This window comes from Erwinia sp. AK-PDG3-5 (assembly GCF_056821705.1).
The window spans coordinates 3,547,302-3,569,245 of record NZ_CM165967.1; the positions used below are offsets into that span (position 1 = coordinate 3,547,302).

The following is a 21,944-nucleotide window of genomic DNA, read 5'->3' on the forward strand; positions in this document are numbered from 1 at the left end:
CAGATCGGGCCGCACACCGCCAAAGCGATAATGCAGCGTTTCAAAGGGGGCGAATGCTCTCTTCATCCACGTCTGCATCGAAGAACCGACGCAGCGTCTGAATATGATTATCCGCAATAATCGACTGACGCGCCTGCGCCAGTTTCTCTTCGTAAATCGCCTGACGCCATTCCAGCGGCGTTAACACCGCGGGATTATCATCTTCTACCAGTGTCAGTTCAACCGGCTGACCGGAGACGGCACTTAATGCTTCCGTCAGCACCTTCTGCGCCGAGGGGGAATTGAGGTGGCGCTGGCTGGAACGGAGGTGCAGGCAAATGCCGCTCTCCGTCTGCTCTTTCCAGGCATTCAGCGCCATTTGCTGCACCAGCTTCGGTAACGTCAACTGCGCAATCTCTGACGCCCAGGCGTCCCGCAACAGCGATTCTGCGGCCAGTTTGGCCATCAGCTCCGGGGTTTTCTCATGCTCCAGTGCGGTGCGCAACGCTTTTGGCGTGGCAACTGGCTCGGGGATCGCGTCTTCCTGCGTCTGCGCCTTCCAGCGATACGCCTCTTCTTTTACCGGCGCGGCGGGTTCAGCGGCAAGCTGCCGCTTCTGGCCGCGCTCGGTAACTGAAGCCAACCGCTCCAGTGCCGAACTTGCCGGCCGCGCACGCTGCGCTGCCGGCTCATCCTTTTTTGGTTTGGTCGCTCCCTGTTGGCGCATCAACTGTGTTCGCGCCAGCAGCAGCTGGTTAGTCGTGTCCGGCATGTTCCCCGGCGCTTCCGCGTCCTGCACGGTATGGGCAGGCGTGGTGGCCGCCGGTGGCGTTGGCGTTGCCGCCTGTGGTGCCACAGGTTGGGCCTGCGGCATCATTGACGGACGCGCGACCGGCTCCGCAATCACCTGTTTAGGATGAAAAGCCAGCGCACGCAGCAGCGTCATTTCCACGCCCATACGGCGATCCGGTGCCAGCGGCAGCTCTTTGCGGCCCACCAGCAGCGTCTGATAATAGAGCTGCACATCGGGCGGCGGCAGCACGCGGGCCAGCTCACGCAGGCGTTGTTCAACGGCGGCATAATCATCACCCAGCGCCGATGGCAGCAGCTGGATCATCGCCACGCGGTGCAGCAAGGTGAGCATTTCAACCAGCAGCGCTTCCCACTCCACGCCACGGGAAGCCGCCTGATTCAGCAGCGACATCACCTGCTCGCCTTCCGCATTGACCAGCGCTTCGATCAGCGCCAGCGGCTGTTCGTCGTCCAGCGTGCCGAGCATGGCGTTGACCGTCACGGTGGTGACCTGTCCCTGCCCCATGGCAATCGCCTGATCGGCCAGGCTCAGTGCATCACGCATGCTGCCATCAGCCGCACGGGCCAATAGCTGGAGCGAACGCGGCTCAGCCTCAATTTTTTCTTCCTGCAGCACATGCTGAAGCTGACCGCGGATCTGTTCGACATCCAGCGCTTTCAGATGGAACTGCAGGCAGCGCGACAGAATCGTTACCGGCAGCTTTTGCGGATCGGTGGTCGCCAGCAGGAATTTGACGTGCTCAGGCGGCTCTTCCAGCGTCTTTAACAGCGCATTGAAGCTGTGACGGGAAAGCATATGCACTTCATCAATCAGATAAACTTTGAAGCGGCCACGCGCCGGGGCGTACTGGACGTTATCCAGCAGGTCCCGGGTGTCTTCAACTTTGGTACGTGAGGCGGCATCGATCTCAATCAGATCAACGAAACGCCCCTGTTCGATTTCACGACAGTTATCACACTGACCACACGGGGTCGCCGTAATGCCGGTTTCGCAATTCAGTCCTTTCGCCAACAGGCGGGCAATAGTGGTCTTTCCCACACCTCGGGTGCCGGAAAACAGATAAGCGTGATGGATGCGGCCGAGCGACAGGCCATTAGCCAGCGCTGTCAGGACATGCTCCTGACCGACGACATCAGTAAACGCTTGTGGACGCCACTTGCGGGCCAGTACCTGATAGCTCATTAATTCGCAGGATGTGTTGAGTGAACCGGAGGGTAATGCTAACACAGCCCCACCTTTACGGCGAGGCTGAAGGTTGCGGGATCAGTGCCCGGGGAAGTTAACGAGGCTGAAGGAGTTGATCCCCATCGCCTTCAGGCGGGCTTCACCGCTCAGGTCGAACAGATTGATAATGAAAGCGGCATCTTTCACTTCGCCACCGGCACGGCGGATCAGTTTCACCGTTGCTTCGATGGTGCCACCGGTCGCCAGCAAATCGTCAACCATCAGCACGGTATCGCCAGGGCCGATGGCATCGCAATGCAGTTCCAGCTGGTCGGTGCCGTATTCCAGTTCATAGCTTTCGGCGAAGGTTTTACGGGGCAGTTTTCCCGGCTTACGCACGGGAACAAAGCCGACACCCAGACCCAACGCCACCGGCGCGCCGAACAGGAAGCCACGGGCTTCAGTGCCGACCACTTTGGTGATCCCCTTGTCACGATAGCGTTCAACCAACAGCTCAATACTGAGTGCAAACGCGGTGGGATCTTCCAGCAGGCTGGTCACGTCACGAAACAGAATGCCCGGCTTAGGGTAATCCGGGATGCTTTTGATACTGTTTTTAAGGAATTCAAGCTGCTGAGCAGTTGCGGTCATAGTGTTATGCCTGGTAAATACAAATCTGACTCGCGCAGCTTCATCTGCACTGACACTCTGTCACAGGGCAAAAAGAGAACGTCAGGGGGAAGCTACGCACGAAAACGACCAAATCTATGCAAACCGTCGGGCAATTGCAACCATACACCGCAAAATCACGGCTTTTCTTGCGGATCCTCAACAACCGGGAGCCTGAGCATAAAGAGGATCAGGATGCAGAGCAGACAGACTAACAATAGCCGCACCCAGAGAATGTTGACCAGCCACAAAGAAACCGCAAAGGTGATGACGGTAAACACCACCATGCGCCCTTTCGCTTTGGGCGGAAGCGCCCGGTGCTTTTGCCAGTGGCGTAAATAAGGGCCAAACGGCGAACGGTGCAGCAACCAGTGGTGGAAGCGTGGAGAGGATCGGGCAAAGCACCAGGCCGCCAATAACAGAAAGGGCGTAGTCGGCAATAACGGTAAAATTACGCCAAGTGTCGCCAGCGCCATCGCTAACCAGCCAATAATCAGTAGAATGATCCGCTTCATTGCTCTACATCCCTCCCTCACACGAGGTGAGACTAGCATAATCAGGGCAATGCCTGGAGATCGAAGATGAAAAGTGCCCTTATGCTGGAGCAGTTAGCCACCCGGCTGGAGCAGCTGGCTGAAGCCGTCGAGCCTCACCGCAATAAACGGACGCCCAAGGCGCGTTTTGATGCTCAGTTATTTCATTCTCACAGCACCCGGCTGGGAGATTATTTGCTGGAGATCAGGGAGAGCCTGAAAATGCTCAACCAGAGCGTTGCCGACCAGCGCACCGAGCGTGTGGCCTGGCTGGCCGAGCGCGTGGTGCTGCAAATGAGCGCCCTGCAAAGGGAGCTGGCCACGCAGACCTTGCGCAAAGGCGAAGCCGTTGCTGAACCGGTCAGTGAGAATCTCTACGAAAAGTTAGCGAAACATCAGGATTACGAGCGGCGGCTGCGGGATATGATTACCGATCGCGAAAGTCAGCTGGCGAAATGCGAAACGCTGGTGCAACAGCAAAACCTGCAGCGGGAAATTGCGGCGCAGGAAGGACGTCTCCAACGTTGCCTGCAAGCCACTAAGCGTATCGAGCGGGCCATTGAAAAGCGTGAACACTAGCTATACTTGGATAAAATTTCATTCTGGGTATAAAAAGATGGGACTTCTCTCGTGGATTATCATCGGCTTGCTGGTCGGTTTTTTAACCCGGCGCTTTTTCCCCGGCCGGCCAGGCGGGCTGATCCCAACGCTGGTGCTGGCGGTCGTTGGTGCGCTGATCGGCGGTTACGTCGGGGTGTTCTTTAACTACGGCACGCTGTCAGAAATCGAGCCCCGCGCGCTGCTGATTGCCATCGCTGGCGCACTGTTGATGGTTCTGTTGGTAAAAAAACTGCGTATTTAATGCCTTATTCGGCTATCAGAGGAAATTGCTATGTCACTGGAAAATGCGCCTGCAGAAGTTAAGCTGGCGGTGGATCTGATCATGCTGCTGGAAGAGAACGCTATCGCACCGCAAACGGTATTGGCCGCGCTGGCGATTGTGCAGAAAGATTTTGAAGCCAAATTAGCGACTGAACAGCCGGCTGAAAAAGGTTAATGCGTACGGGTCCGCAGCGCTGGACTGTGCAGAAGCATGTCGATCAATACTTCAACCAGCTGTGGCGCATCGGCGGCTAAATCAAAGCTTTCCGGCATAAATAGCCAGTTTTCCATAATCCCGGTGATGTAAGCTCGCATCACGACCGCGGTGCGTCGGGTGTCGAGTTCAACAGGAAGTTGGCCAGCTTCAATGCACTGACGGAGGACCTCTTCAATCTTCTCGTAACACTCAAGATATAGAGTTTGTTGCATCATCTGTAAAGTGGTCATTTCACCCACAAACTCACATTTATGAAAAATAATTTCCAGAAGTGAGCGTCTGCGCTGGTCCCTTGCCGTGGCTTCAAGGACATAGGTAATCATTGCACGCATAACGGAGAGTGGATCGGAAGGGTATTTTAATTGATACTCAAGCTCTAAGTCTTCCAGTCCTGATTCGGACTGTGCCCAGATTTCATTTAGCAAGTCAGCTTTGTTTTTGAAATGCCAGTAAATTGCACCACGCGTCACGCCAGCCGCAGTCGCGATATCGGCCAGTGATGTTTTGGATACGCCATGCTCGGAAAATCTGCCAATTGCCGCATCAATGATGTGATTTCGCGTTTCTAACGCCTGTTGTTTGGTTTTTCGTGCCATAGGGTGACTTTTACAAAAGGGTGCACTTACATACATTTGCGAATGTATGTAACATACCACGACCATAATTTAAACGCAGCAATGGGTTTATGGGTTTGTGATCCATTGAACAATCGAAATCGGATACTCGAGGTTTATTTATGAACAAAAACAGAGGGTTAACGCCTCTGGCGGCCGTTCTGATGCTTTCAGGCAGCATTATGCTGACAGGATGTGATAACAAAGAAGCGCAGCAGGCCGGACAGCAAAAACCACCCGAAGTGGGTGTTGTAACGCTTAAAAACGCGCCATTGCAGATCACCACCGACCTTCCAGGTCGCACCTCATCGTTCCGTATTGCAGAAGTTCGCCCACAGGTTTCGGGCATTATTTTGAAACGTAATTTCGTGGAAGGGAGCGACATTAAGGCAGGACAATCTCTTTACCAGATCGATCCCGCAACCTATCAGGCTGCGTATGACAGTGCTAAAGGCGATTTAGCGCAGGCTGTGGCCAACGCGCAAATTGCTGCGGTGACCGTCAAACGTTATCAGCCGCTGCTGGGTACCAAGTACATCAGTCAGCAGGATTACGACACGGCGAAAGCCACCGAAAGTCAGACGGCAGCTGCCGTTCAGGCTGCGAAAGCCAACGTTGAAACCGCGCGTATTAATTTGGCCTACACCAAAGTAACCTCCCCTATCAGTGGTCGCATTGGTAAATCTTCCGTCACGGAAGGTGCACTGGTTCAGAGCGCGCAAACCACCGCACTGGCTACCGTGCAACAGCTTGATCCTATCTATGTGGACGTCACACAGTCGAGTGAAGACTTTATGCGCCTGCGTGATGAACTGAACTCCGGCAAGCTGCAGCAGGCTAACGGCAAAGCTCAGGTCAAACTTCTTCTGCAAAATGGTAGCGAATACGCTCAGGGTGGAACATTAGAATTCTCTGATGTCACCGTTGATGAGACGACGGGCTCCATCACGCTGCGTGCCGTGTTCCCTAACCCGGACCACTCACTGCTGCCAGGAATGTTTGTCCGTGCCCGTCTGGAAGAGGGAACCAACCCAAGCGCGCTGTTAGTGCCTCAGCAGGCGGTCACCCGCACGCCAACGGGCCAGGCATCGGCGATGGTGATTGGTGCAGATAATAAAGTAGAAGTCCGCACTCTGACGGCTGAGCAGGCTATCGGCGATAAATGGCTGGTGACCAGTGGTCTGAAAGAAGGCGATAAGGTGATTACCGTTGGATTGCAGAGAGCCAAACCTGGCGCTCAGGTTACTCCACAGGAAGTCACTGCAGATGAAGCCAAACAGGCTGGATCTGAACAACCTAAGTCTTAAACAGGAGCCGCTGATACATGGCTAAGTTCTTTATCGATCGCCCCATTTTTGCGTGGGTAATCGCCATCATCATCATGCTGATGGGCGTGCTGTCGATTCTAAAACTGCCGATTGAGCAATATCCTAATGTTGCTCCGCCGGCCGTTCAGATTCGCGCTGTTTACCCTGGTGCCGATGCGAAAACACTGCAGGACTCCGTCACGCAGGTTATTGAACAAAACATGAATGGTATCGATGGCCTGATGTACATGTCATCGAACAGTGATTCTTCCGGTACGTTGCAGTTGACTCTGACCTTCCAGTCAGGGACCGACCCGGATATCGCGCAGGTTCAGGTGCAGAACAAACTGCAGCTGGCGACACCATTACTGCCACAAGAAGTGCAGCAGCAGGGGATCCAGGTTCAAAAATCCTCCAGCAGCTTCCTGATGGTGGCCGGTTTTGTGAGTAAAGATGGCAGCATGAATCAGAATGATATTTCTGACTATGTGGCCTCTAACATTAAGGATCCAATCAGTCGTACGCTGGGTGTTGGCGATACGCAGATCTTCGGTGCGCAGTATGCGATGCGTATCTGGATGGATCCGCACAAGCTGAATAACTATCAGCTGACCCCGGTAGATGTGATTAGCGCCATTGACTCACAGAACTCCCAGGTCGCTGCAGGTCAGCTCGGCGGCTCTCCGCCGGTGCCTGGCCAGCAGCTGAACGCCTCGATCATTGCTCAGACCCGTCTGACCTCGACCGATGAGTTCGGCAAGATCCTGCTGAAAGTGAATGCGGATGGTTCGCGTGTTCTGCTGAAAGATGTGGCACGCATTGAGCTCGGCGGAGAAAACTACGAGATCATTGCGCGTTACAACGGCAAGCCTGCGTCCGGTATCGGTATCAAACTGGCGACCGGCGCTAACGCCCTGGATACCGCGGCAGCCGTTAAGGATGAGCTGAAAAAGCTGGAACCGTTCTTCCCATCAGGGATGGAAACCGTCTATCCGTACGACACCACGCCGTTTGTTAAAATCTCCATCATTGAAGTGGTGAAAACCCTGATTGAGGCGATTGTGCTGGTGTTTATCGTGATGTATCTGTTCCTGCAGAACTTCCGTGCCACGCTGATCCCGACTATCGCCGTTCCGGTGGTCCTGTTGGGAACCTTCGCCATTATTAGTGCTTTCGGTTATTCGATAAACACCCTAACGATGTTCGGGATGGTGTTGGCGATAGGCCTGTTGGTAGATGATGCCATCGTCGTGGTCGAGAACGTCGAACGCGTGATGGTTGAAGAGGGCCTACCGCCGAAAGAAGCGACCAAGAAGTCAATGGAGCAGATCCAGGGTGCCCTGGTGGGTATCGCGCTGGTGCTGTCTGCGGTATTTATCCCGATGGCCTTCTTTGGCGGCTCGACCGGGGTTATCTACCGTCAGTTCTCGATCACTATCGTCTCGGCAATGGTGCTGTCGGTAATTGTTGCCCTGGTGCTGACGCCAGCACTGTGTGCAACGATGCTGAAGCCGGTTAAGAAAGGCGACCACGGTAAAACCACCGGATTCTTCGGCTGGTTCAACCGTATGTTCGATAAGAGCACCAACCACTATACCAACAGCGTGGGTCATATCATCCGTAGCACAGGTCGCTATCTGGTGATTTACCTGCTGATCGTGGTGGGCATGGCGTACCTGTTCATTCAGCTTCCTACCTCCTTCCTGCCGGAAGAAGACCAGGGCCTGCTGTTGGCACAGGCACAGTTACCTGCGGGCGCGACTCAGGAACGTACTGAGAAAGTTCTCGACCAGGTGACTGACTACTTCCTGACCAAGGAAAAAGACAACGTTAAATCCGTCTTTACCGTTAACGGCTTTGGTTTTGCGGGACGTGGTCAGAACACCGGTATCGCCTTCGTCAGCCTTAAACCGTGGGACGAGCGTTCAGGTGCAGCGAACAAAGTTGACGGGATTGCCGGACGTGCCATGAAGGCGTTTAGCGAAATCAAAGATGCTATGGTTATTCCGTTTAACCTGCCGGCGATTATCGAATTGGGTAACGCCACCGGCTTCGACTTTGAACTGATTGACCAGGGTAACCTGGGTCACGATGCGCTGACTCAGGCGCGTAATCAGCTGTTGGGCATGGTTGCCAAGCATCCTGATGTGTTGGTTGGCGTGCGCCCGAACGGACTGGAAGATACACCACAGTACAAGCTGATGATTGATCAGGAGAAAGCAGAAGCCCTTGGCGTCTCAATCTCTGACATCAACACTACGTTGGGTGCATCGTGGGGCGGATCTTACGTCAACGACTTCATCGACCGCGGTCGTGTGAAGAAAGTGTACGTAATGGGTGAAGCGGATTCCCGTATGTTACCGGACGATATCAACAAATGGTTCGTCCGTAACTCCAGTGGAACCATGGTGCCGTTCTCCGCCTTTGCATCTGCCAAATGGCAGTATGGTTCGCCACGACTGGAACGCTACAACGGTCTGCCTTCAATGGAGATCCTGGGGCAACCGGCACCGGGCAAGAGCTCGGGTGAAGCGATGGGCCTGATGGAACAAATCGCTTCTCAGCTCCCTTCAGGGATTGGCTATGACTGGACGGGAATGTCGTATCAGGAACGTTTGTCTGGTAACCAGGCACCGGCTCTGTACGCCATCTCGTTGATTGTGGTCTTCCTCTGTCTGGCTGCCTTGTACGAGAGCTGGTCGATTCCATTCTCGGTGATGCTGGTGGTCCCGCTTGGGGTTATTGGGGCACTGATCTTTACCACCGTTCGCGGACTCAGCAATGACGTCTACTTCGTGGTAGGCCTGCTGACAACCATTGGGCTGTCGGCGAAGAATGCGATATTAATCGTAGAATTCGCCAAGGATCTGATGGAGAAGGAAGGCAAAGGTCTGGTCGAATCGACGCTTGAAGCAGTTCGTATGCGTCTGCGTCCAATCCTGATGACCTCGCTGGCCTTTATCCTCGGCGTATTGCCACTGACTATCAGTACCGGTGCAGGTTCCGGTGCGCAGAATGCGGTGGGTACCGGGGTAATGGGCGGCATGGTGACCGCAACGCTGTTTGCTATCTTCTTCGTGCCGGTATTCTTTGTGGTGGTTCGCCGCCGCTTCGGCAAGAACAAAGAAGAGCTGGAACAGAGTCATCCTGTAGAGCACAACCCGCACTAATCAGCATCTGATTGCTGTACTGAGAGGCCGCTAATGCGGCCTCTTTTTTTTGCCCTTCTCCACTGCCTCTCTTTTCCAGTTGCAATCCGCTCAGCGCACGCGCATAATTATTGTTATGTTATAACATTACTTATTGAGTGAGGATTTATGAAACAGGGTATTCATCCGGCTTACCGCACCGTAGCGTTCCACGATACCAGCGCAGACACCTACTTCGTGGTCGGTTCAACCATCAAAACCGATCGCACTATCGAGCTGGAGGGCAAAGTGCTGCCTTACGTCCCGCTGGACGTCTCTTCAGCGTCTCATGCTTATTACACCGGTAAGCAAAAAGACTTTGCTAAAGAAGGCAGCGCGCATCGCTTTAATCAGCGCTTTGGTCGCTTCTTTACGTCATCTTCAGATAAATAAGGCGTCATCATGCAGGTATTAAGCTCGCTGGCGTCGGCCAAGAAACGCCACAAGGACTGCAAAGTTGTCCGCCGTCATGGCCGTGTCTACGTTATCTGTAAAAGTAACCCACGCTTTAAAGCGGTACAGGGTGGTAAGAAAAAGCGCTGATCTGTTCAGCACTGAAAAAGCGGGCCGCAATCATTGTGGCCCGCTTTTTTTATCGCTGAAAAGGACGGCCAGCATGCTGACCGTCTGCATCACTATTTCATACTGGCAACCATCGCGTTGACGTTATGCTTAAAGGCAGCGACGTAGGTATCTGCCGCGCCACCTTTCTTAGTCAGCGCTTCCGGGTAAAGTTCACCACCCGACTGCGCGCCGGAGGCAGAAGCAATCTGCTTCACCAGACGGGGATCGGTCTGGTTCTCGATAAAGTAGCTGTGAATATGCTCGGTTTTAAGCTGGGTGATCAGTTTTGCCACGTCAGATGCGCTGGCTTCAGACTCGGTAGAGAAGCCCACCGGTGACAGGAAACTGACGCCATAACGCTGACCAAAATAGCCAAATGCATCATGGCTGGTTAGCACTCTGCGTTTAGCCTGCGGGATTGCCGCAAAGCTTTTCGCCGCCCAGCTGTCCAGTTTGGTTAGCTGAGCAATATAGGCCGATCCCTGCTGACGGAAATAGGCCGCATCCTCTGGATCGGCAGCTATCAACGCGTTCATCACATTGTTGGCGTACACCACGCCATTCTTCATGCTGTTCCAGGCATGCGGATCGGTAATGGTTTTACCGTCTTCTTCCATTGAGCGGGTTTCAATCCCCTCAGAGGAGACGATCACCTTACCTTTATATTCCGACGCGCTAATCAGGCGATCCATCCACCCTTCCAGCCCGAGGCCGCTGACGAAAACCACATCCGCTTTTGCCAGTGCCTGGCTGTCCTGAGGCGTTGGTTCAAAACTGTGCGGGTCGCCATCCGGCCCGACCAGACTTTTCACCTTAACGTGTTCGCCGCCCACTTCTTTCACGATGTCTGCCAGAACCGAGAAACTGGCAACGGTGTTGACCGTTTTAGCCATCACCATTGGGGTGAGTAAAATCCCCGCCACTGCCAGCGCTACAGGTAACTTCTTCATACTTTCTCCTTACCAATTGAAAACGGGCGCTGACGGAAAATGCCGCCGCACGGCCCCACTAAAATCGAGATAAAAAACAGGATCGCGGCACTTAACACCACCGCCGGACCGGCAGGCAGTGACAGGTAGAAGGAGGCAATGAGCCCGCTGAAGCTGGCTATCAGCGCGAGGATCATCGCTGACACCATCATGCCCGGCAGTCCTTTGCCCCAGAAACGGGCCGCGGCTGCCGGGAGCATCATCAGACCGACGCACATCAGGGTGCCCAACACCTGGAAACCCGCCACCAGATTGGTGACCACCAGCATCAGAAACAGACTGTGGACCAGCGGCGCCGTCCAGCGGTTCTGCGCGCGCAGAAAACCAGGGTCAAAAGCATCGATTACCAGCGGGCGGTAAATCAGCGCCAGCACTAATAAAGAAACAGCCGAGATGACGCAGACCAACAGGATTGAGGGGTTATCTACCGCTAACAGCGATCCGAACAGCACATGCAACAGATCCACGCTGGAGCCGCGTAAGGAGACCAACGTCACCCCCAGCGCCAGCGAGCCAAGGTAAAAGCCGGCAAAGCTGGCATCTTCTTTTAGCGGTGTATAGCGGCTGACCGCGCCAGACAACAACGCAACAGAAAGCCCGGCAATCACGCCTCCGGTTCCCATCGCCACCAGGGACAAGCCCGATATCAGATAGCCAATCGCCGCGCCCGGTAAGACGGCGTGTGACAGTGCGTCTCCCACCAGGCTCATTCTGCGGAGCAATAAAAAAACGCCTAAGGGCGTGGCGCTGAGGGAAAGTGCAATGCAGGCCACCAGGGCACGGCGCATAAAGCCGAATTCAATAAAAGGATGGAACATCGCCAGCATCATGATGCTCCCAGGCTGCGGTTAAAATTCAGCTGGGTAACGGCTGAGCCGGAACCGGACCATTCCGCGTGGCTGCTTTTAAGCCGCAGCGTTTGCGGGAAGTATTTTTCGACGGTGGCCATATCGTGCAACACGACAATCAGCGTACAGCCAGCCTGATGCCGTTCCTGAAGCAGCTGCAATAGCAGCGCGGTAGTCTGGCTGTCGACGCCGGCAAAAGGCTCATCCAGCATCAGCAGGTCCGCATCCTGCACCAGCAGACGGGCAAACAACACGCGCTGCAACTGCCCACCCGATAATGTGCCGGGTTGGGCGGTAGCAAACTGCAGCATTCCTACCCGGTCCAGCGCGGTCATCACCTGATTGCGCATCGTGCGGTTAATCGCGCCGAACCAGCCACACTTTTGCCAGCAGCCCATCGCCACCAAATCAAATACGTGGATTGGAAAGGTCTTCTCGATTTCTGATTGCTGTGGCATCCAGGCAAGACTTGTCCGCGGCGCTGACAAGCTCAACGATCCGCTTACCGGACGCAGCAGACCGGCCAGGGTTTTCAGCAGCGTGGACTTCCCAGAGCCATTGGCCCCCACCAGCGCGGTCATCGATCCGCGGGCAAACTCCCCTTGCAGAGCCGGCGTCACTGCGCGCCTCTGATAACCTACCGTCATTTGATTAAGGGTAATCATCCGGCAACAGCCCAATAAGTTAACGCGGCCAGTAACACGACCACCGCAGCAGACAACAGCAAGCGCACCAGCGCTGAGTGGGTAAGTAAGGTGCCGTAGCGAAGAAAGACAGGAAGAGCAGGCATCGATTGCGACCATTATTATGTTATAACATAACAATATCATACAATCTCTGGTTCGGAGTGGATCAGACAAAGTGTATCTAATTATTACCTGAATAATGCCTTCCATTGCCCAGGGTTATATAAAATTTTTTCAACTTCTTTAGTTTTAGTGTCGCAGGGCAAGGCATTATCTACTAAGATAATTAAGAGCCAAATCATTAAGATAGTTTAGAAGACACTAAAGGCACTTGCTTATTTTCACGGCCCGACCAATTATCTCTATAAGCGCTAATTAACACTGTGGGGGAAAAATGCGCAAAACTATTCCCTTTTCTTACTCAGGCAATGAAGACGATCTGTTAACGTTATCAGATAACCTACAACGGATTATTCCCAAAATAGAAGTCGAGTTAACGGGTTCGCTGTTATGGTATTCACAGAATGCGCAATATGTTCCCGAAAGTATGAAAATTATTTCTATAGAATATTCAGGTGAATCGCGTTATAAGATGACTTACAGCTTCCGCTGGAACGTATTCAACGCCTGTCTCGATATAGATGCAGACCAGACCACAACTGAAACAGTCAATTTTGAATGGCAATCAGGCCTGCTGACCTTTGATTTCATCGATAATCAACAGACCAGTACCGCTGACGAATTGTAATATTGCGTAATAGCATTACAAATACAGCTTTATTACGTTATATTTATTAATAGATTTCGGTTAACGTTAATTATCGCTCCTGGCATACTAATCGCTGAAAGCCCGCGCTGACGGCATCTTTCACTCGCTATGGAGGGGAAAAAGATGGACGAATACTCACCAAAAAGGCATGATATCGCCCAGCTGAAATTTGTGTGTGAAAATTTGTACGATGAAAGCCTGGCGACGTTAGGCGACAGTCATCACGGCTGGGTTAACGATCCTACTGCTGCAGTCAATTTACAGCTCAATGATCTGATTGAGCATATTGCTGCCTTCACCATGAATTACAAAATTAAACATCTCGAAGATAGTGAGCTGATTAGTCAGATTGATGAATATCTCGATGATACGTTTATGCTCTTTAGTAATTACGGCATTAATGTTCAGGATTTGCAGCGCTGGCAAAAATCAGCAAAACGCTTGTTTAACATTTTCGCCGAGGAATGCGCTTTCGTGCCCGTACAGACGAGCCATTCATTTTAGCAACCCATTATTTTTTCTACGGTTTAACAATGACAGATAAACTTCTTACTAAAACTGATTATCTGATGCGTTTAAGACGGTGTCGGTCCATCGACACCCTCGAGCGCGTAATCGAAAAAAACAAATACGAATTATCCGATAATGAACTGGCTGTGTTTTATTCTGCGGCAGATCATCGTCTGGCCGAACTGACGATGAATAAACTCTACGATAAAATCCCGGTAGCAGTTTGGAAGTTCGTTCGATAAGTTTGAGTTTGATTGCAGGATGGACTGGCTGGCATACGAGGGCAGAATTGGGTGGGGGCCCTGCCAGCTACATCCCGGCACACGCGTCATCTGCTACGGCTGCTTCCTTCCGGATCTGACCGAGTTCACAAATTAGCATTGCGGGAGAACCAACCGGGCCCCCATTGAGTGCTCCATCAGATGGAGCGAGGGCATTATCAATGAAGCCCCAGGCAATTGCAAGCCTGCTCCTGATGACCGTTGCTTTCTTGTTCAACTCCGTTAAAAAATTCCTATCTGATTGTTTTCAAAGCCGATACGGGTTAAGCCGTAGGCTCTCTTATAACATCATGAAATCGCTTCAGATGTTCCGCACTTTCGATTACTGTTGACGGCGACAGAGGGAGAACAGATGGAACACTTTGACAGCTTTCAACAACGCATTTACCAAATCCTTGCCGCTATTCCCTATGGCAAAGTCACCACCTACGGTGATATTGCACGGCTGGCAGGTTCACCGCGTGCCGCGCGTCAGGTGGGCGGCGTATTAAAGCGCCTTCCTGAGGGCAGCAAACTTCCCTGGCATCGGGTGATTAATCGGTTGGGTGAAATCTCGCTGACTGGGGATGACCTGGATCGACAGCGTTATGCATTACTGGAAGAAGGGATAGAGGTCAGTGCGGAAGGAAAAATCGCGTTGAAGCAGTACCGTTGGGAAGGATAACCGCCCCAGAAGGGGCGGCTGTAACTACATTGAACTTGGGGCTGGAACGGACGACGAAGGATTAACCTGCGTCGGCGACGTTGATGGCACGGTAGTGGCCGCTCCCGGTAGCGTTGGCATCGCCATTGATGGCACCGGCACTAATAACAACTCCTGCTTATTGCCACCATTGTTGATCACCGGTTTGACACTGTCGGTGATGAACATCATTTTGCCGTCAACCGTTATGGCCGCACTCAACAGAATGCGCGCATTAGGCTGAATCTCTGAAGGGTTGTACGGCAGAATAAAGTTGAACGGCGCCTGCTTGCCATCGGTTCTCACCACCCGCTGTGAGATGACCTTAGAAGGTGCATCTGCCATGGAGGCATCCGATAACGTCACGGTCAGCACGGCGTCAGGCGGCAGCGCCACTTTCTGACGAATGTAGATAGAACCACTGACATTAGGCTGACGCAGCGTCGCCTGCTCGCCGGCGACCTGGGAAGCCAGCGTTGCCGTCGGCACATCTTTTCCTTTATCGGCACATCCTGAGAGTGCCACCGCCAGTGCGGCGCCAGTTAACATTGGCCAGACTTTCATTGATATAATCTCCTTAAGATCAATGGTGAAATTGAGGTCTCAGTTAGCCTGTAAACAGTGAATCACTGTTCCGTTAGCTTTAATTCTGGCACAACTTACTGATTTCTGCCTGGAAGCGCGCCCTTCTCTCTTCTTCTTAAAAGATAATTGCCCTGCCCCGTTGACGGTAACTGGTCGGATCTCGCAAACTATCCTTCAGTCGTTTACTGAGGATCCACGCTATGAGCCAGGCCCTGCAAAATCTGTTAAACCTGTTGGATTTGGAAAAGCTTGAAGAGGGCCTTTTTCGTGGTCAGAGTGAGGATCTGGGATTACGCCAGGTCTTTGGTGGCCAGGTTGTCGGCCAGGCGCTGTATGCCGCCAAACAGACCGTTCCGGCAGACCGCATCATTCACTCTTTCCACAGCTATTTTTTACGCCCGGGCGATAGCCAGAAGGCGATTATTTATGATGTGGAAACGCTGCGTGACGGGCAGAGTTTCAGTGCCAGAAGGGTGAAAGCCGTTCAGAACGGGCAGCCCATTTTCTATATGACCGCCTCATTCCAGGGGCCAGAAAGCGGCTTTGAGCATCAAAAATCGATGCCACAGGTGCCGGGTCCTGATAACTTGCCCAGCGAAGCCGACTATGCAAAGCAGCTTGTCAGCTATATCCCCGAGAAAGCGCGCGACAAGTTTCTCTCCGAGAAGCCTTTTGAAATCCGGCCGGTTAAGTTTCATAACCCGCTTAAAGGCCACGTGGATGAACCTACCCGCCACGTCTGGCTGCGGGCAAACGGCGTGATGCCAGAAGACCGGCGCATCCATCAGTATCTGTTGGGGTATGCTTCCGACTTCAACTTCCTCCCGGTAGCACTGCAACCGCATGGCAAAGGATTCCTCGAACCGGGTATGCAGGTCGCTACCATCGATCACTCAATGTGGTTCCACCGTCCGTTCGATCTCAATCAATGGCTGCTGTACAGCGTGGAGAGCACCTCTGCGTCGAGTGCGCGTGGTTTTGTTCGTGGTGAGTTTTACACTCAGGACGGTACGCTGGTTGCGTCTACGGTGCAGGAAGGCGTGATGCGGGTGCGCGAAGTGAAATAACGCCACCTGAAGAGCGGAAAAACGAACGGCTCCCGAAGGAGCCGTTTTTTATTCTAATTTTAGCGCACTGCTTTTCTTGATACGGGCTTACTGGTTGTAAGCATTCTCGCCATGGCTGTTGACGTCCAGACCTTCGCGTTCCTGATCTTCCGGAACACGCAGACCGACAATCATGTCAGCAATTTTGAAGGCCACGAAGGCGACCACACCGGTCCAGACGATGGTCACACCGACGCTGAAGATCTGGATCCAGACCTGATGGCCCATGGTCACGCCAGGTGCATAGCCTACGCCACCCAGTGAAGAAGAGGCGAAGACGCCGGTCAGGATACAGCCTACGATGCCGCAGACGCCGTGAACGCCGAACACATCACATGGGTCATCCACACGCAGCCATTTCTTCAGGATGGTAACACCCCACAGACCCGCCAGACCGCCGACGATGCCGATAATCAGCGCACCACCCACACCAACATAACCACACGCAGGCGTAATCGCGACCAGACCGGCAATCACGCCAGAGCAGACGCCCAGCAGTGAAGGTTTGCCACGCAGAGCCCACTCACCGAAGGTCCAGCTCAGCATCGCGCCAGCTGTTGCCATGACGGTGTTCAGGAACGCCAGACCGGCAATCTCGTTGGCTGCACTGGCTGAGCCAGCGTTGAAGCCAAACCAGCCCACATACAGAATCGCCGTCCCCATAAAGACCATTGGCAGATTGTGAGGCTTAAAGGCTTCTTTGCCGAAACCAGCACGTTTACCCACCAGGTAAGCACCCACCAGGCCAGCAACCGCGGCGTTGATGTGCACAACGGTACCGCCTGCGAAGTCCAGCGCGCCGTCCTGGGCCAGCAAACCGCCTGACCAGACCATGTGTGCAATAGGCAGATACGAGAAGGTCAGCCAGATAGCAACGAAAATCAGTACCGCTGAGAAGCGAACGCGCTCAGCAATCGATCCAACAATCAGGCCCACGGTGATACAGGCGAACGAAGCCTGGAAGGAGACGTGGATATATTGGTAGAAGGTGCCTACCAGTGAGGTCAGCTGAATGTTTTTCAACATCGCCATGCTGAAGCCACCGAAGAAGGCGTTACCTTCACTGAAGGCCAGTGAATAACCGTAAAGCATCCACAATACGCACACCATCGCGAAGGTCACAGAGACCTGAGTCATCATGGAAAGCACGTTTTTAGCGCGGAGCAGACCGCCGTAAAACAGGGCAATACCCGGCAACGTCATGAACAGCACCAGCGCGGTGCAGATCATCATAAAGGCGTTGTCAGCTTTATCAGCCACTGCCGGTGCTGCAGCCATCGCAAGCGACGGTAACAGAGCCAGACTGGCGAGGCCGAACAGAGCAATTTTTTTATTCATTTTATCCCATCCCATCAACATTCTTAGCCCCGAGATTACAGTGCTGCTTCGTCAGTTTCGCCAGTGCGAATACGGATAACTCGCTGCAGTTCCGCAACAAAAATTTTGCCGTCACCGATTTTGCCGGTGTAGGCAGCCTTGCTGATCACATCAACCACTTCATCCAGCTGGTCGTCTGCAATCGCAATGTCTATTTTTACTTTCGGCAGGAAGTTCACGCTGTATTCTGCACCGCGATAAAGTTCTGCATGCCCTTTCTGGCGACCAAAGCCTTTCACTTCGGTCACGGTCAGCCCTTGAATACCGATAGAGGAAAGTGCTTCACGCACGTCTTCCAACTTAAACGGTTTAATTACCACGGTAACCAGCTTCATATGATCCCCCTCCAGGTATTGAATACGGTTGTTTCGCCCAACACGGATTGATTAAAGCAAAGGCTGTGCCATAAATTAAAAATTGGCATTTTTCAGACGATTAGTCAGTCTGGCCCAGTGTTGCTGAGCTAGGGAGAGGAAAACAGAAGGAGGTGGAGCAGAATGCAGCCAACAAAAAACGCACCATTACGGTGCGTCGCGCGTTAATTATGTGCAAAAGCGGGAATTCTGCCGTTTATCCGCCTGTTCCTGGTGCAGCGAAGCGGCTGTTTTTACACCGCCTCGCCCGCTTCCAGTTCATCCCCGACCTGCTGCAATTGGTACATTTGCCAGTAACGGCCCTGTTTTTCCAGCAGCGCCTGATGATTCCCCTGTTCGACAGCACGACCACGGTGCAGAACCAGGATGGTATCAGCGTCGATAATCGTTGAAAGCCGGTGTGCAATGACCACCAATGTGGTTTTTTCCCGTACGGCTTTCAGTGCCTTCTGGATGGCTTGTTCAGTGCCAGAATCGATATTGGCCGTTGCTTCATCGAGGATCAAAATCTGCGGCGAAGCCACCAGCACCCGAGCCATCGCCAGCAACTGCTTTTGCCCGACAGAAAGATTATTTCCCTGCTCGCCAAGACGAGTATGGATCCCCTCAGACAGGCCGCGCGCCAGTTCAGCCAGCTGCACCGTCTCCAGCGCTTGCCACACCGCCTCTTCAGAGATATCGCGCCCCAGGGTCACGTTGGCAAAGAAGGTATCCGCCAGGACCACCGGATCCTGTTGAACCATCGCCACCGCCTGACGTAAAACGCTGTGGCTGAGCGTACTTAACGGTCGACCATCCAGACAAATTTCACCGTGCTGAATCGGATAATAGCCCATCATCAGATTGGCCAGCGTGCTTTTACCGCTGCCGGTATGTCCGACCAGCGCCACGAAGTTACGCGACGGGACGTCAAGGCAGATATCGCTCAGCACATTGCGATCGTCGCGGTAAGCGAAAGTCAGATCCTTAACCGAGATGGCCCCCGAGGTCAGTGGCCGGGTATCCGTGCCGTACTGCTGGCGCGGGGCATCGATCAGTTCAAAGATGCGCTCACCCGCAACCACCGCCTGCTGCAGCATAGACTGCTGCGTAGTGAGTTCGATCAGCGGTTCATTGAGTCTGCCGAGGTAGTTGATAAAGGCATACAGGACGCCGACCTCGATGCTGCCGGCAGACGAGAAGCCAAACAGCAGCATCAGTCCGCAAAGGATCAGGGCAGAGAACAGACTGAGCAGCGGACGCAGCAGGAAGCCATCAAGCTTCAGCGTTTCCATACGCGCCAGATAATGCGAGCGGCTGGCTTCGCCCATACGCTCACCAAAGCGCGCCTGCTGGCGGAACTGCTGGATCACGCTCATGCCGTTAATCACTTCATTGAAGCCATTATTAATATCAGCCAGATAGCTGCGCATCCGACGGACAATCGGCGTGCTGTAACGCTGATAAATCAGCATCACCGTCAGCACGGCCGGGAAGATGGTGATCGCCACCAGCGCCATGCGCCAGTCAAGACTGAACATCGCCACCAGCATCGCCCCAATCAATGCGGCGCTGCGTAAGACGGTGGCAACCACCGTGACGTACAGATCGCGCACCACTTCCGTGTCATTCGTAACGCGAGAGATGATTTGCCCAACCGGTTGGGTATCAAACGCACTCAGCGGTTGCCGTAAGGCCGCATCCATCACGTCCATCCGCAGTTGCTGAACCACGCCCACTGCGGCCTGGTTAAACAGCAGCGCCTGCCAGTAATGCAGCGAGGCCGCGAGAATTTGCAGCAGGATAAAACTGGTCGCCAGCCCGGAGACTAACGCTAACGGCATATTGTGTTTGGCGACCATATTATCAATAAAGTAGCTGATAAGGATGGGCCCCATCACCTCGGCAGCGGCGGCAATCCACAGCAGCAATACCGCCAGGCCGAGCGATTTACGCCACGGCGATCCGTATTTCAGTAACCGCTTAAGGGTCGGCCAGAGGTGGGCAAGATTAGCCATGTGGCACTCCCTTTTCGATCTCTTCTTCGTCCAGTGCCGCTTCCAGCTGCTGATAACGGTACATATCCTGATACCAGCCGGGTTCAGCGGCGAGTTGCTCGTGCTCTCCCCGCTGGGTCACCGCGCCTTTCTGCATCACCAGAATTTCGCTGGCTTCGGTCAGGGCAGATAAGCGGTGCGCGCTGATAATCACCGTTCTTCCCTGCCCCCAGCGCCGGAGGTTATGCAGGATCTGATGTTCAGTACGACCATCTACCGCCGAGAGTGCATCATCGAGGATCAAGATCTCAGCATCCAGCAACAGCGCCCGCGCAATTGAAATACGCTGTTTCTGTCCGCCGGAAAGCATCACGCCACGCTCGCCCACTTCAGTGTCATAGCCTTTCGGTAGACGCAAAATGTCGTCGTGAACGTTCGCCAGCCTGGCCGCCTGCTCAATATCCGCCGGCTTGGCGGTTGGCCGTCCCAGCGCGATATTGTTGGCGATGGTATCGGAAAACAGGAAAGGAGTCTGACTGACCACGGCCAGACGGCCCCGCCAGCTATCAAGCCGCAGCTGCGGTAAGGGAATGCCGTGGAAACGAATGTCGCCCTGGGAAATATCAAAATGGCGCTGGATAAGGCTGAGCAAGGTGCTTTTTCCGGACCCCGTTGGCCCACACAGCCCGAGCATTTGCCCCGGTTTCAGGTGGACATTGACGTGCCGGAGCGAGGGATTTTGCGCGCCAGGGTAGCAGAATTCGCGGATGGCGATCTGTAACGATCCGCGCTCTTCTGGCAGGTTTTTGCTGCCGTCTTCCACCGCAGGCGCTTCAGACAGCAACGAGCGGATGCGGCTCCAGGCAGCGCTGCCGCGCTCAACAATGTTAAACATCCAGGCCAGCGCCAGCATCGGCCAGATCATTAAGCCCAGGTACATGACAAAACTGGTCAGCTGCCCCAAGGTCATCTGATCGTGCCAGACCAGCCAGCTGCCACCGCCAATGGCCAGCAGGTTAGACATGCCAATCGCGATATAAATGGTCGGATCAAAGCGGGCATCGACGCGCGCTACCCGCATATTCTTGCGGCCGGTGTCTTTTGCAATATCCGCAAACTGACCGGACTGATGATCTTCCAGACCAAATGCCTTGATCATGCGGATGCTGGTTAAGCTTTCCTGCGTCTGGTCATTCAGCGAAGAGAACGCGGCCTGAGCCAGCTTAAAGCGGTTGTGCAACTGGTCGCCGTAGCGCTTGATCACTATCGCCATGATCGGCATCGGCAACAGCGCCAGCAGGGTCAACTGCCAGCTGATTTGGGTACTCATCACAAACAGTACCACCAGCCCCATCACCAGCGAGTCCACCAGCGTCAGCACCCCTTCGCCAGCGGCAAACACCACGCGATCGACATCATTAGTGGCCCGCGCGATCAGGTCGCCCGTGCGATGGCGCAGATAAAATTCGGGATGCTGGCGGCTCAGCTGGCGGTAAAAGTCCTGACGCAGTTCGACCGCCAGTTGGTAAGAGGCCCCGAACAGCAATACGCGCCAGACATAGCGCAGCAGGTACACCACCACGGCGGTGATCAGCATCACGCCGATCCACATCATCAGCTGAGAGGTGCTCATCTGCTGATGAGAAACGCCGTCGACAACCATGCCGACCACTTTTGGCGGCAACAATTGCAGAATGGCAATCACAATCAGTAACGCAACGGCCCCAAGGTAGCGGCGCCACTCACGAATAAAATACCAGCTTAATTGGCTAAACAGTCGCACAGAAAACGTCCTGGTTAAGATTGAGCAGGGTTAATGCCGGCGCCTGC

24 protein-coding genes, 1 other RNA gene and 1 other annotated feature are annotated in these 21,944 nt (G+C 53.8%); of the genes, 12 read left to right on the forward strand and 13 right to left on the reverse strand.

All coding sequences use genetic code 11. The features are described 5' to 3' along the window. Nucleotides 1-40: 40 nt before the first annotated feature. From dnaX to AC1UKS_RS16505, 3 genes are all read right to left on the reverse strand, one after another. Nucleotides 41-1,975 carry a DNA polymerase III subunit gamma/tau gene (gene dnaX / locus AC1UKS_RS16495; protein ID WP_482437019.1) on the reverse strand — a complete coding sequence of 645 codons (1,935 nt, stop codon included), beginning with the start codon at nucleotides 1,973-1,975 and terminating at the stop codon, nucleotides 41-43. Beyond that, nucleotides 638-699 (reverse strand) — a sequence feature (DnaX frameshifting element). (Overlaps the previous gene by 62 nt.) 81 nt (nucleotides 1,976-2,056) lie before the next feature. After that, complete coding sequence (gene apt, locus AC1UKS_RS16500) at nucleotides 2,057-2,608, reverse strand: adenine phosphoribosyltransferase (RefSeq protein ID WP_482434582.1); 552 nt, start codon at nucleotides 2,606-2,608, stop codon at nucleotides 2,057-2,059. Between the two features lie 155 nt (nucleotides 2,609-2,763). Further along, the gene (locus AC1UKS_RS16505; RefSeq protein WP_482434583.1) at nucleotides 2,764-3,141 is read right to left on the reverse strand and encodes a DUF454 family protein; all 378 of its coding nucleotides are present in this window, start codon (nucleotides 3,139-3,141) and stop codon (nucleotides 2,764-2,766) included. A gap of 66 nt (nucleotides 3,142-3,207) precedes the next feature. On the opposite strand from AC1UKS_RS16505, the gene priC reads away from it, so the two are divergent. Genes priC through rsmS form a run of 3 tightly spaced genes read left to right on the forward strand, consistent with a single transcriptional unit; the run spans nucleotide 3,208 to nucleotide 4,216 of the window. After that, nucleotides 3,208-3,738 (forward strand): primosomal replication protein, encoded by a 531-nt coding sequence (priC, locus tag AC1UKS_RS16510; RefSeq protein WP_265909919.1) that lies wholly within the window; start codon nucleotides 3,208-3,210, stop codon nucleotides 3,736-3,738. A 37-nt stretch (nucleotides 3,739-3,775) separates the two neighbouring features. Next, nucleotides 3,776-4,021, forward strand: a complete 246-nt coding sequence (locus AC1UKS_RS16515; RefSeq protein WP_053141873.1) for a GlsB/YeaQ/YmgE family stress response membrane protein — start codon at nucleotides 3,776-3,778, stop codon at nucleotides 4,019-4,021. 30 nt (nucleotides 4,022-4,051) lie between these two features. Then, nucleotides 4,052-4,216 (forward strand): pleiotropic regulatory protein RsmS, encoded by a 165-nt coding sequence (gene rsmS, locus AC1UKS_RS16520; RefSeq protein WP_265909918.1) that lies wholly within the window; start codon nucleotides 4,052-4,054, stop codon nucleotides 4,214-4,216. Here the strand turns inward: rsmS and acrR are convergent. After that, on the reverse strand, nucleotides 4,213-4,854 hold the full coding sequence (gene acrR, locus AC1UKS_RS16525) for a multidrug efflux transporter transcriptional repressor AcrR (protein ID WP_482434584.1): 642 nt from the start codon (nucleotides 4,852-4,854) through the stop codon (nucleotides 4,213-4,215). The genes rsmS and acrR overlap by 4 nt on opposite strands. 140 nt (nucleotides 4,855-4,994) lie before the next feature. Between acrR and AC1UKS_RS16530 the strand changes: the two genes are divergently transcribed. The 4 genes from AC1UKS_RS16530 to ykgO all read left to right on the forward strand — a co-directional run bounded on the left by AC1UKS_RS16530 (nucleotide 4,995) and on the right by ykgO (nucleotide 9,910). Continuing rightward, on the forward strand, nucleotides 4,995-6,179 hold the full coding sequence (locus tag AC1UKS_RS16530; RefSeq protein WP_013201065.1) for an efflux RND transporter periplasmic adaptor subunit: 1,185 nt from the start codon (nucleotides 4,995-4,997) through the stop codon (nucleotides 6,177-6,179). A gap of 17 nt (nucleotides 6,180-6,196) precedes the next feature. Then, nucleotides 6,197-9,349, forward strand: coding sequence for an efflux RND transporter permease subunit (locus tag AC1UKS_RS16535; RefSeq protein WP_265909915.1), 3,153 nt, complete (start codon nucleotides 6,197-6,199; stop codon nucleotides 9,347-9,349). A gap of 147 nt (nucleotides 9,350-9,496) precedes the next feature. After that, nucleotides 9,497-9,760 (forward strand): type B 50S ribosomal protein L31, encoded by a 264-nt coding sequence (locus AC1UKS_RS16540; RefSeq protein ID WP_053141865.1) that lies wholly within the window; start codon nucleotides 9,497-9,499, stop codon nucleotides 9,758-9,760. Between the two features lie 9 nt (nucleotides 9,761-9,769). Beyond that, nucleotides 9,770-9,910: a type B 50S ribosomal protein L36 gene (ykgO, locus tag AC1UKS_RS16545; protein ID WP_013201062.1), complete on the forward strand. Its 141-nt coding sequence runs from the start codon at nucleotides 9,770-9,772 to the stop codon at nucleotides 9,908-9,910. Nucleotides 9,911-10,002: 92 nt separating this feature from the next. On the opposite strand, the gene AC1UKS_RS16550 is transcribed toward ykgO, so the two are convergent. Genes AC1UKS_RS16550 through AC1UKS_RS16560 form a run of 3 tightly spaced genes read right to left on the reverse strand, consistent with a single transcriptional unit; the run spans nucleotide 10,003 to nucleotide 12,433 of the window. After that, complete coding sequence (locus tag AC1UKS_RS16550; RefSeq protein WP_482434585.1) at nucleotides 10,003-10,881, reverse strand: metal ABC transporter substrate-binding protein; 879 nt, start codon at nucleotides 10,879-10,881, stop codon at nucleotides 10,003-10,005. After that, complete coding sequence (locus AC1UKS_RS16555) at nucleotides 10,878-11,747, reverse strand: metal ABC transporter permease (RefSeq protein ID WP_482437021.1); 870 nt, start codon at nucleotides 11,745-11,747, stop codon at nucleotides 10,878-10,880. Before AC1UKS_RS16555 ends, AC1UKS_RS16550 begins: the two co-directional genes overlap by 4 nt. Continuing rightward, complete coding sequence (locus AC1UKS_RS16560; RefSeq protein ID WP_482434586.1) at nucleotides 11,747-12,433, reverse strand: metal ABC transporter ATP-binding protein; 687 nt, start codon at nucleotides 12,431-12,433, stop codon at nucleotides 11,747-11,749. The genes AC1UKS_RS16555 and AC1UKS_RS16560 overlap by 1 nt, the downstream gene beginning before the upstream one ends. Before the next feature lie 415 nt (nucleotides 12,434-12,848). Between AC1UKS_RS16560 and AC1UKS_RS16565 the strand changes: the two genes are divergently transcribed. The 3 genes from AC1UKS_RS16565 to AC1UKS_RS16575 all read left to right on the forward strand — a co-directional run bounded on the left by AC1UKS_RS16565 (nucleotide 12,849) and on the right by AC1UKS_RS16575 (nucleotide 13,975). Beyond that, a complete protein-coding gene (locus AC1UKS_RS16565) occupies nucleotides 12,849-13,202 on the forward strand; it encodes a hypothetical protein (RefSeq protein WP_013201059.1) in 354 nt (117 codons plus the stop codon). Nucleotides 13,203-13,346: 144 nt separating this feature from the next. After that, entirely contained in the window at nucleotides 13,347-13,727 is a 381-nt protein-coding gene (gene tomB, locus AC1UKS_RS16570) for an Hha toxicity modulator TomB (protein ID WP_482434587.1), read from the forward strand. A 29-nt stretch (nucleotides 13,728-13,756) separates the two neighbouring features. Then, nucleotides 13,757-13,975 (forward strand): HHA domain-containing protein, encoded by a 219-nt coding sequence (locus AC1UKS_RS16575; protein ID WP_013201057.1) that lies wholly within the window; start codon nucleotides 13,757-13,759, stop codon nucleotides 13,973-13,975. Nucleotides 13,976-14,033: 58 nt separating this feature from the next. Here the strand turns inward: AC1UKS_RS16575 and ffs are convergent. Beyond that, an RNA gene (gene ffs, locus AC1UKS_RS16580) (signal recognition particle sRNA small type) lies at nucleotides 14,034-14,130 on the reverse strand. A 236-nt stretch (nucleotides 14,131-14,366) separates the two neighbouring features. On the opposite strand from ffs, the gene AC1UKS_RS16585 reads away from it, so the two are divergent. After that, nucleotides 14,367-14,678: an MGMT family protein gene (locus tag AC1UKS_RS16585; RefSeq protein ID WP_013201056.1), complete on the forward strand. Its 312-nt coding sequence runs from the start codon at nucleotides 14,367-14,369 to the stop codon at nucleotides 14,676-14,678. 24 nt (nucleotides 14,679-14,702) lie between these two features. On the opposite strand, the gene AC1UKS_RS16590 is transcribed toward AC1UKS_RS16585, so the two are convergent. Continuing rightward, complete coding sequence (locus AC1UKS_RS16590) at nucleotides 14,703-15,260, reverse strand: YbaY family lipoprotein (protein WP_134823600.1); 558 nt, start codon at nucleotides 15,258-15,260, stop codon at nucleotides 14,703-14,705. A gap of 221 nt (nucleotides 15,261-15,481) precedes the next feature. Between AC1UKS_RS16590 and tesB the strand changes: the two genes are divergently transcribed. Next, entirely contained in the window at nucleotides 15,482-16,348 is an 867-nt protein-coding gene (gene tesB, locus AC1UKS_RS16595; RefSeq protein WP_482434588.1) for an acyl-CoA thioesterase II, read from the forward strand. A gap of 87 nt (nucleotides 16,349-16,435) precedes the next feature. Here the strand turns inward: tesB and amtB are convergent, their stop codons facing one another. The 4 genes from amtB to AC1UKS_RS16615 all read right to left on the reverse strand — a co-directional run bounded on the left by amtB (nucleotide 16,436) and on the right by AC1UKS_RS16615 (nucleotide 21,897). Continuing rightward, nucleotides 16,436-17,740, reverse strand: a complete 1,305-nt coding sequence (gene amtB / locus AC1UKS_RS16600; protein WP_013201053.1) for an ammonium transporter AmtB — start codon at nucleotides 17,738-17,740, stop codon at nucleotides 16,436-16,438. A gap of 20 nt (nucleotides 17,741-17,760) precedes the next feature. Further along, nucleotides 17,761-18,099 carry a P-II family nitrogen regulator gene (gene glnK, locus AC1UKS_RS16605; protein ID WP_007886947.1) on the reverse strand — a complete coding sequence of 113 codons (339 nt, stop codon included), beginning with the start codon at nucleotides 18,097-18,099 and terminating at the stop codon, nucleotides 17,761-17,763. A 272-nt stretch (nucleotides 18,100-18,371) separates the two neighbouring features. Then, a complete protein-coding gene (locus tag AC1UKS_RS16610; RefSeq protein ID WP_482434589.1) occupies nucleotides 18,372-20,135 on the reverse strand; it encodes a SmdB family multidrug efflux ABC transporter permease/ATP-binding protein in 1,764 nt (587 codons plus the stop codon). Next, complete coding sequence (locus AC1UKS_RS16615) at nucleotides 20,128-21,897, reverse strand: SmdA family multidrug ABC transporter permease/ATP-binding protein (protein ID WP_482434590.1); 1,770 nt, start codon at nucleotides 21,895-21,897, stop codon at nucleotides 20,128-20,130. Before AC1UKS_RS16615 ends, AC1UKS_RS16610 begins: the two co-directional genes overlap by 8 nt. Nucleotides 21,898-21,944: the final 47 nt, after the last annotated feature.